This window comes from Arthrobacter sp. MDT2-3 (assembly GCF_059090465.1).
Genome location: NZ_JBNHFS010000006.1, coordinates 170123 through 184271, shown reverse-complemented (window position 1 = coordinate 184271; position 14149 = coordinate 170123). Strand labels below are relative to the sequence as shown.

11 protein-coding genes and 1 pseudogene are annotated in these 14149 nt (G+C 59.8%); 9 read left to right on the top strand and 3 right to left on the bottom strand.

The genetic code is table 11. From position 1 onward, the window contains the following. Positions 1–81 precede the first annotated feature (81 nt). Complete coding sequence (locus tag AC5RUQ_RS17540) at positions 82–915, top strand: SDR family NAD(P)-dependent oxidoreductase (RefSeq protein ID WP_493948600.1); 834 nt, start codon at positions 82–84, stop codon at positions 913–915. After that, entirely contained in the window at positions 830–2569 is a 1740-nt protein-coding gene (locus AC5RUQ_RS17535) for an MDR family MFS transporter (protein WP_493948684.1), read from the top strand. The genes AC5RUQ_RS17540 and AC5RUQ_RS17535 overlap by 86 nt, the downstream gene beginning before the upstream one ends. A gap of 103 nt (positions 2570–2672) precedes the next feature. Here the strand turns inward: AC5RUQ_RS17535 and AC5RUQ_RS17530 are convergent, their stop codons facing one another. From AC5RUQ_RS17530 to AC5RUQ_RS17520, 3 genes and pseudogenes are all read right to left on the bottom strand, one after another. Next, positions 2673–3671, bottom strand: coding sequence for a LacI family DNA-binding transcriptional regulator (locus tag AC5RUQ_RS17530; RefSeq protein ID WP_493948599.1), 999 nt, complete (start codon positions 3669–3671; stop codon positions 2673–2675). A gap of 462 nt (positions 3672–4133) precedes the next feature. Then, positions 4134–4397: pseudogene (locus tag AC5RUQ_RS17525) on the bottom strand (recombinase family protein); the annotation flags it as partial. Positions 4398–4610: 213 nt separating this feature from the next. Next, positions 4611–5366, bottom strand: coding sequence for an SDR family NAD(P)-dependent oxidoreductase (locus AC5RUQ_RS17520; RefSeq protein ID WP_493948598.1), 756 nt, complete (start codon positions 5364–5366; stop codon positions 4611–4613). A gap of 475 nt (positions 5367–5841) precedes the next feature. Here AC5RUQ_RS17520 and AC5RUQ_RS17515 point away from each other — a divergent pair, with 475 nt between their 5' ends. The 7 genes from AC5RUQ_RS17515 to AC5RUQ_RS17485 all read left to right on the top strand — a co-directional run bounded on the left by AC5RUQ_RS17515 (position 5842) and on the right by AC5RUQ_RS17485 (position 13557). Beyond that, positions 5842–7626: a DUF5605 domain-containing protein gene (locus tag AC5RUQ_RS17515; RefSeq protein ID WP_493948597.1), complete on the top strand. Its 1785-nt coding sequence runs from the start codon at positions 5842–5844 to the stop codon at positions 7624–7626. 272 nt (positions 7627–7898) lie between these two features. Continuing rightward, on the top strand, positions 7899–8552 hold the full coding sequence (locus AC5RUQ_RS17510; protein WP_493948596.1) for a TetR family transcriptional regulator: 654 nt from the start codon (positions 7899–7901) through the stop codon (positions 8550–8552). Between the two features lie 346 nt (positions 8553–8898). Beyond that, a complete protein-coding gene (locus AC5RUQ_RS17505; protein WP_493948595.1) occupies positions 8899–9696 on the top strand; it encodes an MBL fold metallo-hydrolase in 798 nt (265 codons plus the stop codon). Positions 9697–9733: 37 nt separating this feature from the next. Next, positions 9734–10978, top strand: coding sequence for an MFS transporter (locus AC5RUQ_RS17500; RefSeq protein WP_493948594.1), 1245 nt, complete (start codon positions 9734–9736; stop codon positions 10976–10978). Continuing rightward, positions 10975–12603, top strand: a complete 1629-nt coding sequence (locus AC5RUQ_RS17495; RefSeq protein WP_493948593.1) for an amidohydrolase — start codon at positions 10975–10977, stop codon at positions 12601–12603. The genes AC5RUQ_RS17500 and AC5RUQ_RS17495 overlap by 4 nt, the downstream gene beginning before the upstream one ends. Positions 12604–12828: 225 nt before the next feature. Continuing rightward, positions 12829–13044 (top strand): hypothetical protein, encoded by a 216-nt coding sequence (locus tag AC5RUQ_RS17490; protein WP_493948592.1) that lies wholly within the window; start codon positions 12829–12831, stop codon positions 13042–13044. Positions 13045–13353: 309 nt separating this feature from the next. Continuing rightward, positions 13354–13557: a hypothetical protein gene (locus tag AC5RUQ_RS17485; RefSeq protein ID WP_493948591.1), complete on the top strand. Its 204-nt coding sequence runs from the start codon at positions 13354–13356 to the stop codon at positions 13555–13557. The last annotated feature ends 592 nt before the right edge of the window (positions 13558–14149 follow it).

Here is a 14149-nt window from a genome sequence, read left to right as displayed (position 1 = left end):
GCGGGTCCTGATTCGCCGGGCTTTTACATCAATAGTCTCGCCGGCAGAACACCCGGCTAGATTCTTATTAAGGAGCAGTTTGTGCAGATAGAACCGGGCCAAGTGGCAGTCGTTACCGGAGGCGCCAGTGGCATCGGCTTCGGGTTAGCCGAAGCCTTAGCCAAAAGGGGCGTCCGACTGGTCCTCGCCGATGTCCGCGAAGACGCACTTTTGCAGGCTGCCGACGAACTGCGCGCGGAAGGCGCCGAAGTTGTGATTGTGGCCACCGACGTCAGCGACCCCACTTCAGTGGACCGACTGGCTCACCGTACGTTGGAACTGTTTGGGCGGGTAGACCTGCTATGCAACAATGCTGGCCTCGTATCGCCAAGTGGTCCCCTTTGGGAGCAGGAGACCCGCACGTGGGAACGCATGATTGCCGTCAAGGTGATGGGCGTTGTCCATGGGGTCCGAGCCTTCGTTCCGTTCATGATCGAACAAGGCAACGGACATGTCCTCAATACGGCGTCCTCCGGGGGCCTTGCTCCCCTGGCTCATCGAACCCCCTACACCACAACGATGCATGCCGTAGTGGGCCTGACGGAAACGCTGGACATCGAGCTGAGGCAGGAAGGGCCCAATCTGGGTGCGACGGTCTTATGTCCTGGTCTGGTCGATACACCTCTCGGGACCAACTCCGCAGCGCTCGGCGCCATTAGCCTCCCCCCAGGCAACGGAATGTCAATGCGCCAAATCGCCGCCGCTTCCGGGGGGATCCTCACCCCCCTTGAAGTAGCCGAGGCCGCCTTGTCCGCCATAGTAAAGAACAAGGTTCACGTTGCGCCCGGACATGGCGTGCTTGTACGCGCCAAAGCGAGGGTCGGTGCTCTGCTGGCGGATTTGGAAGAGTCAGGACAGCCCGTTGAAGTCCGCTAGTCCCAAGGGATCGCCAGGAGGACCCGAGTTCGATCTTGAGAAGACGGCGTTGCCACCCACGCATACGTCCATCTCAAAGACACTCACCGGCCTGCTTACTGGGCTTCTAGTTGCCCTCCTTGCGAGCTCCATTGTGTCAACGTCACTTCCGCGGATTGTGACAGACCTGCAGGGTTCTCAGGCAACTTTTACTTGGATAGTCACCGCTACCCTGTTTGCCATAACCGTCAGCACGCCGATATGGGGAAAATTAGCAGACCTTCTCGACAGAAAGCTTCTCGTTCAGGCAGCTTTGGCAATTTTTATTTCGGGCGCGCTGCTTGCAGGATTTGCACCGGAACCCGGCACCCTGATCGCAGGACGAGTGATACAGGGGCTGGGCGCGGGTGGCTTGATGACTCTGGTTCAGATTGTCATGGCTGACATCATCAGTCCGAGGGACCGCGGCAAATATATGGGGTTCGTCGGAGCGGTTATGGCCGCCGGAACCGTCGGGGGACCGCTGATCGGGGGAGTCATCACCGATTGGATCGGCTGGCGATGGAATTTTTTTGCAGCCGTGCCGCTTGCCCTTGCCTCCGCGGTGCTTATCCATCTCACCCTGCATCTGCCCCGTGGCCGCCGTACTGTATCCATTGACTATTGGGGTGCACTCTTTATCACCGGAGGCCTGTCGACATTATTGGTCTGGGTGACCTTAGCCGGTTCACAGTTCGGGTGGTGGTCTCTGGCGTCCGTCCTTTTGCTGGCATCCTCGGCCCTGCTGCTCCTCATCGCGGGTTTCATAGAGGCCAAGGTGGCAGAACCGATCATCCCGTTGTCCTTGTTCAAGAACCGCTCCTTTTTTCTCACCATCGTGGCGAGCATCTCAGTTGGCGTCGCCGTATACGGGACATCCGTCTTCGTTAGTCAGTATCTTCAGCTCAGCCGCGCGGCGACCCCGACCGAATCTGGCATTCTTGCCCTCCCTCAGGTCATTTGTGTCGTGATCGCCTCCACTGTCGTTGGCGCCCTCATCAGCCGGTCCGGTAAGTGGAAATCTTGGATGGTTCTCGGATCCAGCCTGCTCACCGTGGGGTTGGCTTGTTTGGGGACCCTAAGAGTCGACACTCCCATGCCTCTCCTTTGGATCTATATGGCGCTGGTCGGCCTGGGTATCGGCATTGTCATGCAAAACCTGGTTCTTGTTGCGGAAAATTCGGCCAATCTGGCTCAGATTGGAGTGGCCAGTGCAGGAGTGTCATTTTTCCGAAGCTTGGGAGGGACCATTGGCGTAACAGTTCTGGGAGCAGCACTTTCCACACAGTCAAATACCTCCATACGCAACAACTTCGAGAGCCTTGTAGCGCAAGGAATTGATCCGTCGGTATTAGACACGCAACGCCTTCCAGCCATTGGTTCTCTATCTGAGCCACTGCGGGCCGTGGTAGCGGATGCCTACGCAGGGGCTGTGGCAAGTGTCTTCCTGATCTCCACGCCACTTGCCCTTCTCACCGTGGTAGCTATACTCCTGCTCCCCAACGCACCGCTGAACAAGCAGACCCGCACAGAAAGACTTGCGGAAGCTGAAGCCGACATCGCTGTGGACATGGCTGGCGGCGACGGGAGCATTTCCACTAACGACACCCACGTCAAGCAGCCTGTAGGAGACTGAAAGGTCCGCTCAATGAACCATGCCTCAAGCCGCGAGGGAACGGGTCACCCATAGCGCGTTTGTAGGGCTACGTCATCGTTTGCTTGCAGCGCGCCTGAGGGAGTCACGTTGTAGAGCGCTGCACCAGTTGGTATGAGACCTCTTCGGGGCTCGGTAGAGGAAGTTCCCGGCCCATCGCCCGAAGAAGTTCAGTCGCCAAACTTGCTCCCAGTGCCTTGGTGTCGAGCCTCAGGGTTGTCAGAGCGGGAATAGCGTACTTGGCTAACGGGATGTCATCCACACCCATCACGGCGACGTCGTCGGGAACAGCTACACGCATCCGGTCAAGCGCGGCCAGGACGGCGAAGGCTAGTTCATCATCGAAGGTGGCGATGCCAGTCACGCCTGAATCAATGAGTTTGCGAAGATCGACCACCATCGTTTCGATCTCAGATGATCCCTCTACGATCTCAGGGTCCCTGAGGCCAAGTTCGTGGCACCTCGCCCTAAACCCTTCAATCCGATAATTCGCTGAACCAGATTGGCTGGGGGAAGGAGTTATGTAGCTCAAAATCGACCGTCCTTGGCTGCAGAGAAAATCTGCCTGAAGCCTCCCAGCCGAAGTCGCTAGCGGCTTCCTCAGATCACGGTTTTTTCCGAAATCAATTCCTGAGATAAGTTCAACCCCGGCGGCCCGAAGGCGAGCCTCTTCGTGTTTCGAAACGGGCTTGCTTGAAACAACGGCAAAGGGTGAGGCTGAGGAGACTACCGCTTCAAGCTCTCCAGTTGCACCTGCTGACGTATGCTCCAAAACAACTGCACCCGCGCCTCGCAAAACTTCGGCGAAACTTCGCGTGTACTCTCCGACATTGAAGCCCCTTGGCAAACCGCTCGTATCCAGGAGAACTAGTTCTGACCGTCCCCGGCTAAGCGCCACCCCCACCGCACTCCGCACATAGCCAAGGCTTTCCGCCGCCTCGACCACGCGGATCTTTGTGGCTTCCGATATGCTCTGGCCGGCTACGTCGTTCAGCACATAGCTGACCGTGGCCCTCGATACACCGCTTGCCGCCGCAACATCAGCGCTGGTAACCCGCCGCCTTGCACGTACCTTTTCAACCATATGCATACAGTCTCACATGTCGTTCTACCTACTTGGCCAGGAGGTATGAGGATCACGGTGGTCAATTGCGCGCTAACTGCCACCCGCAAGCACCGGGCGAGCATCACCTCATGGTTCAGCAAAAGCGAACTGGGAATCCAAGCTTATGGGCCAGCCCTTTGTTCTCCACCGTGAGTCGCCCCTGAACGGCTGGTCGCTTGTTTCCGAGAGAGAAGATACTAGCCATCTCATCGCTCCGCGGCTCGCATGACTCAGCAGCGGTTGATTCCCCGATAACGCCGTAATTTGCTGTCTGGGCCGGGAGAGCATCGGTAGCTTCTAGTGCGGCCCCCTGATTAGTTCGGGGAGTGCCGATAATGGAAATTCCGTCAAGCTACGGCCCGAGGGGCGGCTCGGCGGAGGACAGGGTTCCCGCTGGCTGGCATGGCGCAGGTACTGGTAGACCGTCTCCCGGCTGATCCCTCAATCACGGGCAAGAAGGACGTTCGAAAGGCCGCTGCCGGCCCGCAGGACAAGCTCGTCTGCACGTTCCGGAGTGAGGGTCTTTTTCCGCCCTTTGTACGCGCCGCGCTGCTTGGTCAGGGCGATGCCTTCCCGCTAGCGTTCTCTGATAAGGGAACGTTCGAATTCGGCAAACGCACCCATCGCCGTGAGCATCAGGTTGGCCATGGGGGAGTCCTCCCAAGTGAAGACCAAGCTCTCTTTGACGAACTCCACCCGCACCCCCATTGGTCAAGCATCACCTTGTTCACGACAGCACTCCATACGAAAAGGTCCACTGGCACCCACCCCTTCAGAAGCCAGGACTGTCATGAAATGGTTTTGTTTTAACGGTGGTAGCATCCCCAGTCCCGCAGTCGGTAGATCGAAGAACACGCCGGGAACCCATGAGGGTTTGGTGTTAGTCGTTATGTGTGAGCGGGGGAACCGCTCGTGATTCTAAAGGGCGGTTAGTCCGCCATCGACCGTGAAAACGCCGCCTGTGGCATAAGTCGAGTCGTCGCTAGCAAGGTAAACCATGATCCCCTCAACGTCCGCTGCGGTTCCTGGACGGCCCAGCATGGTGGCGTCTACAAGACTGGCTCGGCCAACCGGGTCGTTAGCAATGGTCTGCACAAGTGGTGTCTCGGTGTAGCCGGGGACCACGGTGTTGACTCGTATTCCAGCGCCCGCGTAATCTGCGGCCACCACCCTTGCCAGGCCGTGTACTCCGGCTTTGGAACTGGTATAGGCAGTGAAAGTTTGGCCGCAGGCTACCAAAGCGGTGGGGCTTCCAGTGCAGATGATCGATCCTCCTCGTTTTTCCATGGCTCGTACTGCGTGTTTGAGCGTAAGGAACGCGCCGCGTTGGTTGACGGAAACCGTCCTTTCCCAAACTTCGAGGTCGAGATTGCCTACCTTGGCGTCGTGGCCAAACTCTTGGACGCCAGCGTTGGCCACGACGATGTCCAGGGGGGCCGGGCGGGCTGCAGCCGCGAAAGCAACAATCACGCTTGCCTCATTGGACACGTCCATCTGCAGGGGCCGTGCTAGTTCAGAACCAGATTCCTCGGCTGCTTTCCTTGCAGCGTCGAGGTTAATATCGGCGAAGTAGACAGTGGCGCCCTCCGCTATGAAGCGCTGGGCGGTTGCCGAACCAATTCCGGAGCCAGCGCCGGTGACGAGGGCAGACTTGCCGATAAGACGATTACCCATGGACTCTTCTTTCCTAGTGCACTTGAGCAGCGCTCTTGCTACCCCCTCGTCTGGCAGCTACCGTAGTGTAGAACGTTACACAAACAGTGGGAAGTTTGGAAGTAGGGCGGGATATTTCGGCGGCGGGCGGGATTGCTTGCAACCGCCGCTGAGCGCCCGCCGTCGCTGGTCAGAAATCGAGGTGGTCCAGCTGATTGAGCCGACAGGTGCGCCGCTGATTCCAGGCCCGTTATTGAGCTCTCCAACTTCGAGAAGTTCGTCTGGAACCGCAGCAATGGCAATTGCCCTTTCGCGACCTTCGGGCCGGCCGGCATTGGTGTCGATTGTTCTGGTTGAGGGAGGACACGTGGCTTTTTCCCGCTGGGAGCGCAGCGGAAACTGGCTGAGCGGCGGCCGCGGCAGCACCTAACATCGCTGTCCAGTCTTGGGCGTGAGGACATGTCGACCAACCGCGAACGCGTCCGTCTCAACGATCATGCCACCCACATCAGAAAAAAGGAGATATGCCATCAGCGCACTTGATTACTCGCAGGGCTTCGGTCCAGAGGTCGGCTATAACCAGGTCCTGATGCACCCGGTCGGTCGCGCTATTCTCGAACGCTGGAACGCGGTTCCTCGTGACGAGACGGAGCGTTATGAGCTTGCGTCCATACCACTGGAGCTGGCAGTGCGTACTGCCCCGGCACTCATGAAAGACAAAGAGGCGCAAGCGGCAGCCCTCGCAGAACTGGCGGCAGCCGAGCCAACCGATCCTACACGTTTTCGTAGGCAAGAAGTGGCAACGGCAAGACCAGTGGTGGATCGTGCAGGAGGGCGGACTCGTCCCCGCTGGACCCAAGAGGTGGCGACATTCGGGCGCTTCGAACTCGTAGTGAGCGGCCCGCAGGCCGGCAGGCCGTATGCAGACGTGGACTTCTCAGCAACGGTTGACGGGCCCTCGGGCGAAGCGTGCGTACCCGGCTTCTACGACGGTGAAGGCCTCTACCGGGTGCGTTACATGCCCCTCACCCCCGGTAGCTACACATTCACAACTTCAAGCAACGCTGCCAGCCTTCACGGTCACGAAGGAAGCTTCATAGCTGGTTCGCCCGCGGAAGGCATCCACGGGCCTGTTCGGGCCGATGGATTTCACTTCCGCTACAGCGATGGAGCAGCATACCGTCCAGTGGGTACAACTGCTTATGCGTGGCTTCACCAGGATCAGGAACGGCGCGACCGCACAATACAGGCACTTCGCAACTCAGGGTTCAATAAGCTTCGCATGTGCCTTTTTCCTAAATGGTTCGCGTACAACGAGACCGAGCCAGCGTTGGCACCCTTCGGGAGAAATATCGACGGCGCCTTCGACTTCAATCAACCGGACCCTGAGTTCTGGGAAGAGATCGAACGCCGAATCGACGAGCTCGCTGCGCTTGGGGTGGAGGCGGACCTGGTTCTATTTCACCCTTATGACCGGTGGGGGTTCGAAGACATGGGAGCAGACAACGACGACCGCTATGTTCGATATGCCGTCGCGCGTCTGGCCTCCTACTCCAACGTGTGGTGGTCATTGGCCAATGAGCACGACGTAATGGTTAAGAAGACTGACGACGACTGGGAGCGACTTGGAGCCCTAGTCAAAGCATCAGACCCGGCTGGACATCTTCGCTCCATCCATCACTGCCTTAAGCCCTACGATCACAGCCGCCCTTGGATCACCCACGCGTCCCTCCAGAGCATGGATGTCGAGCGCACTATGGAATGGCGGGAACGGTGGGGAAAGCCGGTCCTCATCGATGAGTGCGGATATGAAGGAAACCTGCAGTATCCGTGGGGGGATCTCACCGCAGCCGAACTGACGCGCCGGCACTGGGCGGCAGCAGTGCGGGGCGGGTACGCAGGACACGGGGAGACTTATGCTCATCCTGACGATGAAATTTGGTGGTCCGCCGGAGGCGACCTTCGCGGCGAAAGCTCTGCCCGCATTTCATACCTGAAAGACATCATGGAGGCGGGACCCGAGGCAGGCTGGGAGCCTGCGCTCCGATCGTGGGCGTATCCCACTGCTGGCGTGGAACACGAGTTCTACGTCTCCTACCTCGGCGTTACCCAGCCGACTCACCACCTTTTCGTGCTCGATCCCAAACGGTCGTATACCGTCGACGTCATCGACACCTGGCAAATGACCACAGTGACCGTTGCGCGAGGTGCCAGAGGCCGAATCAACGTCTCACTGCCCGCCCGGCCATATGTCGCGGTCCGATTCATAGCGGAGTTATAATCTGCACTGGTTACCCGCCGTCGCGAGCCTACCTTCTCAACCATAGGGCTACGGTCTCACATGCCACCGGCTGAATGCACTGCGCAGCTTGCCGACCAAGTTCTCACCTGTTGCGGCAGCTCACAGGATCGTCGCTGCTTCTGGGCGGTTTCTTACCAACGTCTCAGCAGGTTCGATTTAGCGGTATCAACGTTCTCGTTGACCATTGAAACTGCGGCTGGCAAAGAAAGGACCAGACCAGCCGCTGCGCGGCTGTGCCTATACTCAATCGCATGAGTGCGCAGCAGACTTCGACGAGCGCCATCCGACGGAAGGGCCGAGAGGACCGTCGTCAGGAAATCATTGATGCGGCGTGCACGCTGGCCATCTCCGATGGGCTGAGCGGGATTACGGCGCGACGCGTGGCGCGGCTCATCGGGGTGCAGTTCGGTTTGGTGACCCATTACTTTCCCGCCATCGAAGAGCTCAGTACTGCGGCGTTCGTGCAGCTTGTAAGTTGTGAGCGGCGGCAGATCGCCGATCGCGTCGGCAGCATGGCATCGGCGATCGACCAATTGCGCACCGCCATCGCTGCGTACACGACATCGACTCGCGACCCCATGGGCTTGTTGTGGCTTGACGCGTGGCGCCAGGCCGCAGGCCGTGCGATACTCCGCGATGCGGTGATCCAGCAGATGGAACTCGACTTGTCCCATATGGAAGCCATAATTCGAGCCGGTTCGGCGAGAGGTGAGTTTACGATCCGCGACACGGCGTCAGTCGTGGCGATGCGTATTCTCTCCCTCCTCGACGGCCAGGCTGCATCTTGTGCCATCCGTGGCGCGCTTGCCCACTCCAGCCTGAACTACCCAGCCGTGGAGGAGCTTCTCATCGGGACAGCCGAACGTGAACTGGGCCTGCCTTCCGGCACCTTGGCAACGCAATAGACTTTCGCACTTTCATCAACAGCTGCCCACCCTCCTGTCAGGGCGGTTTCAGTCCCCCGCGTTGAACCCGCCTTCACGATTCCCACGAGCAGAACTGCGCTGCGGCCTACCCCTTAAGTCGTGTGGCCAGGCGGCTAACGCACTGCCAGCCAGAGGCCAGTCGCACTCCTCCACTGCGGTAGGTCGCTCTCCCGGGACTTCGAGACTCGACACCATCAAGGGGTCCAAAGGTTCGGCTCCATTCTCTTCATAAAGGTTTCCGATCGCTATTGTCCTTGAGGACAATTAGCCGTAATCTTCTTGAACGGGCCTTATTGGTCTACAGATCAATAGGCGAGAGGACGCGATGTCAACGAAGACCAGCGCCACAACACTTCCCACCGCGCGAGAGTGGTACCGCACACGGGTGATAAACGACCACGTAAGCCGCGTTGATGAACCGCATGTACATGAATTCCTGCAGGCCAATATCTGGCACCTCCAAGGATCAGAGAGAGACCTTGTCGTCGATGCAGGCCTCGGAGTGGCATCTCTCCGACGGCACCTGCCCGCCCTCTTCGTTAATGATCCGATTCTTGTTGTGACACACGCGCACCTCGATCACGCTGGTTCCGCGCATGAGTTCGAGGATCGCAGAATGCACATTTCCGAGCTCGGCCGTGGTGCGGTCAAGGCATCCCTCTATTCCGAGGAGCTGATGAAAATGCTCGGTTTCGAATCAGCCGACGAGGACGGTGACGTTCCACCGCTGCCGGAGCTGCTGGTCGATGCCCTTCCGGATGAGGATTACCGACCTCAGGACTACACGGTGCCGGACGTCGTTGTGACCACACCCCTTGAACACGGCGACACCATCGACCTCGGCGATCGTGTACTGCGAGTGCTGCACCTCCCGGGCCACACCCCCGGAAGTATCTGCCTCTATGAGGACGCGACCGGAGTCCTTTTCAGCGGGGACGTGATCTACGACGATCTCCTCCTCGATGAGCTGATCGAGTCAGATATCGACTCCTACGTCACCAGCATGCGCGCTCTAAAAGAGCTCTCACCGTCGATCGTCTACCCCGGGCACGGCGACCCTTTCGGCGGTGACCGCATGCACCAAATCATTGACAACTATCTCCAGCATCGCGCACGCCGCTGATTTGCTGCATCTCCCCACCAGTCGAAAGAACACTTCCATGCTGCAGTCACCGAATGACCGACTCCCCCTTCGCATCCCCACCGCCACCGCCACGTTTGCGCTTGCCATCGCAGGCTACCTGGCGGTTAACTTGTCGCCCTACATGATCGAGGCGGTGCTCTCCTCGTTGGACACCGACGTCCTCACCGCGAGTTGGCTCGTCACTGCTTCACTCCTGCTCACCGCTGTCACGGGCTTGGCCGTGGCCCCCCTATGCGCCGGAGCGCACCGACGCGTCGTAGCCCGCATCGGAACCACCGTTGGATTCGTTGGATTCTTATCCGCCGCTTTAGTTCCTGCTCTCATCATTCCGGGCATCCTGGTCGGCGGAGTTGGCGCAGGCGGTGCTGTCGCGGTCTCCGGGGCGGCGCTGGCCGCATTCCGTAATCCCGACCGGGTCGCCGCCACGAATGGAGTGGCGAACAGGGCCGTGATCACGGTGGTCCTGGCGGTGGTTCCGCTCATCGGGCTCGCTCCACTCGAGGTATTCGGCGCACTCGCACTTTTCAGCCTGCTCGGCCTTCTCTTGACCGGGATGCTGCCTGCTGCTCCGGTGCGCAGCAGCGGCCCGGGCACGGCAGTCGGGGAAGCCGTGCCGTTGGAGATCCCGCAAACCGAAGCCATGACCGGCGCCTCTCGCACTGATCGCCCTAGAACGGTGACCATCGCCGGGTTTACCTTGCTCGTCGTGTTCATCCTGTGGGCAGTGAGTGAGGACTCGCTCTATGCGATGGCAGGAGTCGTCGGTGGAGACCAGGCTGGTTTGACTCCTGAGGCCCTGGGAGTCGCGCTCAGCTGTGCTACGGCCGGAGGGCTGCTAGGCACCATCGGCCTTCTCATCGTAGGAAATAAACTCGGCCGGGCCGTTCCGCTGGTGGTTCTTCTGGTGATCGGTGGAATCCTGAAGATCGCTCTTGGGCTCGTCACGAACGACGCGGCGTTTATCGTCCTCTTCGTAGCCTGGAACACCGTGTACGCGGTTGCATTCATGTATTTCGTCGCGACCTCGGCTGCCCTCGACGCCACCGGGCGTTGGTCCGCTCCTCTCCTTTCCGCTTACGTAGTGGGATCCGCACTAACTCCCGTCATCGGGGCCGGCATGATCGAGGTCCTTGGTTACGCAGGCTTCACGCTGACCCTCGGGATCACCAGCTTCGCCCTCACTGTTCCCTCGTTCATCATCGCCCGGATCTCTGCACGTCAGGAACCCGCGGCCCTCACGCTGCAGGAGACTAAAGCATGACCCGGACGCTGTACACCGGCGGTCGTATCTTCACGGCCGACCCGTCGCGACAATGGGCCGAAGCAATCGTGCTTGAGGACGAGCTCATCTCCTTCGTCGGCGACATCCCAACTGCCTCGATGCAAGCCGGCCCAGACGCGTCCGCCGTCGACCTCGAAGGGAAGCTCGTACTCCCCGGCTTCATCGATGCGCACACACACCTCCTCTGGACCGGTGAAGCCCTGCACCAGGTATCCCTCACCGATGCCCGCACCCTGGAGGAGATACAGGAACGGCTACGTACCGCGCGAAGAGACAGTCGCCGACCTGTGCTCCGGGGCCGGGGCTGGCTGTTCGATTCAATTCCCGGTGGGAAACCGACCGCCGCCATGCTGGACGCCGCCGTCGCCGACATCCCGGTCCTCCTCGACGCCAATGACTACCACTCGTGCTGGGTCAATACCGCCGCCCTAGCCCTGCTCGGAGTCACCCGTGAGACACCGGACCCGCCCGGCGGACGAATCGGACGAGACACGGCAGGAGAGCCAGACGGGATGTTGTTTGAGACGGCCGCACAGCAGATCGCCTGGCCCTATCTCGACTCCATCACCACCGACGAGGACCGCGACCAGGCTCTCGAACGCGTCTTTGACGCGTACCTTGAATCCGGAGTCACCGCAGCAGTCGACATGGGACTCAACGAGGTCGGGCTGGCCGCTATCCAGCGCGCCCTCACCCGTCACAGCGGCCAACTCCCGGTCCGTATCGCCGCATACTGGCTAGTCAACAACACCGGCGACAGCGCGGAGAATCTGGCTCAGATTGAACGCGTCAAAACATTATTCAGTGCAAACCGATCTGGCTGGTTCCGAGTCGTGGGAATCAAGATCGTCCTGGACGGCGTCATCGACGCATGCACCGCCGCTCTCAGCGCACCATACTCTGACGGAACGAACGCGGAGCCTATCTGGCCCGCGGACCTCCTCGACCAGGTAGTGCTCGCCGCAGACGCGGCCGGCCTTCAAGTGGCCGCACATGCCATCGGCGACCGTGCCAGCACTCTTGCCCTCGACGCGATAGAGCACGCGATAGAGACCAACGGGCCACGCCCGCGGCTCCACCGCATCGAACACCTCGAGTACACGGCGCCCGGCACAGCCGAACGCATGGCTAGACTCGGCGTCACCGCGTCCATGCAGCCAGTGCACGCGGATCCTGCAATTTTCGCTAATTGGGCGGAGCAACTCGGAGACGACCGAGTCGACAGAGCCTTTGCCTGGCCCGAGTATGAAGCCGCAGGAACCCTTCTCGCGTTCTCTACCGACGCGCCGACGGCCCCACATCAACCCCTGCCCAATATGTACATCGCGGCCACCAGAGCGTCGGCACTAGACGACCGGTTCCCGGCCGTGCACCCGCAGTACGCGCTCACGCTGGACAGTGCCATCGGACACGGCACCCGCGATGCCGCTGCATCAGTCGGAGACGGCACGCGACGCGGACGCCTTCGCGCGGGCTACGACGCCGACCTAATTATGGTCGATATCGACCCCTTCACCGTCGGCACCTCAGCCCTCTTGACCGCCCGCGTCACGCGCACATTGGTCGCAGGGATTACCCGACACGACGCCCGCGATCCCGCATAGCAACGATGTCCGCACCGAATCGCTTCTGCCGAAGCCCCGCAAAAGACTTAACTCTCGATCGGAAGGACTTTCCCGTGAGAAGGACGCCGGGCAGCAGCAGGAACACCATCGCCTTTGACGCGGCACTCAATTGGACTTCGGATGCACCGGCCGGACAAGCTCCGGGCAACAATCTTGGGCTCCTTAGCCCGACACAGTTAGGCGAACGGCAAGGAAGCACTGCACATGTCATTTCACTGTCAACACGACTGGTTTCCCATCATCGGCGAGTACGTGGAGATCAGAAACAACGGTCAGACGGTCCGCTCAGGTGTGGTGGACTGCGTCACCCAGGACGGGTCCATCCTCTGGCTGGCCGCTGAGGGGGCCTACTCCAGGGAAATGATCGAACGCGCAGGCGGCTACGAAGTCTGGATTGAGTACAGCTGGGAGAAGGGCTGAACACCGCGCGTTGATGGCAGCCCCTGGTGCAGGGACAGGACTCAGCCACCGGCGGTCTCGCCGTCAACGTACACCTGTGCTGAGCCCTTAATAGTAGAGGCATTACCGCTAACGCTGAATTCCTTCACGCACGGGAACTCCCGTTGCCTAAACGCCGATTATGGCCCTTTTGTAAAGCTGGCTTTGGCAATCTTCCTCTGCGGCTACAGCAAGCCGTGGAGGCCACAAAGCTCATCGCACACCACACGCCGGAATGAACCCGCAAAGGTCTAAAAAACTCACGAGCTAATCGAAGGCAGATGAACCACCATGTCAGCAGAGACGTCGCTTATCGTTGTCAAAGTCGAGGACGCCGCTTCATTAGACCGCGAACTGGAGCAAGCCAGTGCAGTACTGCGCGAGAAGGCCACGAGCTGGGGCCTTCTCGTCACTAGGGTGGACTTCACGACGTATACGCTCGCACTTAGCCCCGATATTCCGTTCGGCTTCACACGGGAACTCGATCTGCTCTGAAAGAGTGCGACTCTATTGCATACGGCACTGAACACGGCCTATGTGTGAGCACGTAGCTCCCACTGGCCTCATCACCGAGCGCAGGAGCAGCTCTTTTCCGCCACTCCGCCACTAGTTTTTGAACGCCGATAACGGATATTCCGTCAACCTGCCTCGGCCGGGCAAACCCTTGCTCGTTGATCACACTCCGGAACTGATCGCGACTCTGATCCGTCCATGGCTGGGGTCAATTCCGGGTTCTCCACGGCTGGGATTGGGAGCCGTTGAGATAGCTCCCTGGCAGCAGTAGCGGTGGATAACCTATGAGAATTATCCCCGGCTGTGGGCGGGCGAACCCGACTTCTCGTCCAAACGTAGATCGATTCCCCGGCAGCAGCCCTGTGTCAGCTTTGGGTGTGGTTCAGCTTGACGTATGGCTACCCCACATAGAGCCTCTCAGCGGCGCCGACCAAGGACAATAGCTTTGCGAATCATGGAAAGACGAGTGCAACTCGCAACCTATCTGTGCTCAGCGAACCTACCGCTATCTGCAACAGGAATGTAGCGCGTGAAGCAGCAGTAACGAGAGCGCGTCCTTGGAACGCTCGCCGGT